The organism is Acidovorax sp. K2F (genome assembly GCF_025246485.1).
In the GTDB taxonomy this organism is placed as follows: domain Bacteria; phylum Pseudomonadota; class Gammaproteobacteria; order Burkholderiales; family Burkholderiaceae_C; genus Acidovorax; species Acidovorax delafieldii.
Genome location: NZ_JAOBSQ010000087.1, coordinates 1 through 1,676 on the forward strand (window position 1 = coordinate 1; position 1,676 = coordinate 1,676).

At 57.0% G+C, this 1,676-nt stretch carries 1 protein-coding gene; it reads left to right on the top strand.

The annotated features are described in order from the left end of the window. Nucleotides 1–69 precede the first annotated feature (69 nt). A complete protein-coding gene (locus tag N4G42_RS25310; protein WP_260669155.1) occupies nt 70–1,608 on the top strand; it encodes an IS3 family transposase in 1,539 nt (512 codons plus the stop codon). Nucleotides 1,609–1,676: the final 68 nt, after the last annotated feature.

Consider the following 1,676-nt stretch of genomic DNA (forward strand, 5'->3'; position numbering starts at 1 on the left):
TGTTGATTTCCACGCAAAGCTGACCCACCGGGGGTGCGGACTAAAACTTGGACTACTAGAAGGTAGTTCATGTATTCCTACGAAGACCGAATCCGAGCCGTTGAGCTGTTCATCCAGTTGGGCATGCGAGTCAGGCCCACCATCAGGCAGTTGGGATACCCGACCAAGAACTCATTGAAAGGTTGGTATCGGGAATATCAGCGGCGCCAAGACTTGCCTAAAAACTATGCAGGGCGTGAGCCCAAGTTCTCACAGGCGCAAAATGCTGCCGCCCTTGAGCACTACCTCACCCATGATCGATGCATTGCAGCCACTATGAGGGCCCTGGGCTATCCCGGTCGTGGAACGCTCACAAAGTGGATTCGCGAGGCCATTCCTGAGACGAGGAAAGCAATCGTCGGTAGTGTTGGGCAGCGAAGGTATCCCGAGTCATTGAAGCAAGCGGGAGTAATGGAGCTCTGCACTCGCCAGGAAAGTGCACAGGCTGTTGCCGACAAGCTCGGCGTGTGCCGGCCAACGTTGTACAACTGGAAGAACCAACTTCTGGGACGTGAGGCCCCTGCTTCAATGAAACACACCCATCGATCTCCCCAGCAACGAGAGCGCGACGAACTCGAACTCCAAGTGGCTGTATTGCGCCGCGAGGTCCGGCAATTGAGGCTTGAACAGGACCTCTTGAATAAGGCCAATGAACTGTTAAAAAAAGGCCTGGGCGTCAATCTGCAGCTCCTGTCCAACCGGGAGAAGACACTGCTGATTGACGCCCTGAGAGGGCACTATGGGCTCCCAGAGCTCCTCGCGCAGGTGGGGCTGGCCCGTAGCTCGTACTTCTACCACCGGGCCCGTGCAGTGGTGGGCGACAAATATCTGCAGGTGCGGCAGTCCATCACCGAGATATTCGAGTCGAATCACCGGTGCTACGGCTATCGCAGATTGCAGGCCTCGCTGGCCAGGCAACAGGGGCCGATCTCCGAGAAGGTGGTACAGCGGCTCATGAAGCAGGCACACCTGGTCGTTCCAAAGCCCAAGAAGCGCCGATACGCCTCGTACCTGGGTGAGATCAGTCCAGCGCCCGAAAACATCATCAACCGCGACTTCCAGGCCTCAGCCCCCAACGAGAAGTGGCTCACGGACATCACGGAGTTCCAGATCCCGGCAGGCAAGGTTTACCTGTCGCCGATCATCGACTGCTTCGACGGGATGGTGGTGAGCTGGACCATCGGCACGAGTCCGGATGCTGAGCTGGTCAACACCATGCTGGATGCCGCCATCGAAACGGTGGCAGAAACCCCAGATAGGCCCGTGGTTCACTCCGACCGCGGTGGCCACTACCGCTGGCCTGGCTGGCTATCGAGAATGAGTGATGCGAATCTCACCCGCTCGATGTCCCGCAAGGCTTGCTCTCCAGATAATGCGGCGTGCGAGGGGTTCTTCGGGCGGCTGAAGAACGAACTGTTCTATCCTCGAGACTGGAAGGGCACGACCATTGAGCAATTCATTGAGTTGGTCGACTCGTACATCCGCTGGTACAACGAAAAGCGAATCAAGATCTCCCTTGGCTCTCTCAGCCCCATTGAATACCGGGTGAGCCTTGGACTTGCGACATAAACCAGTCCAAGTTTTTATCCGCACCCCCTCCTGGGGGTTAGTGGGTCACTTCTGCGTGGAAATCAACA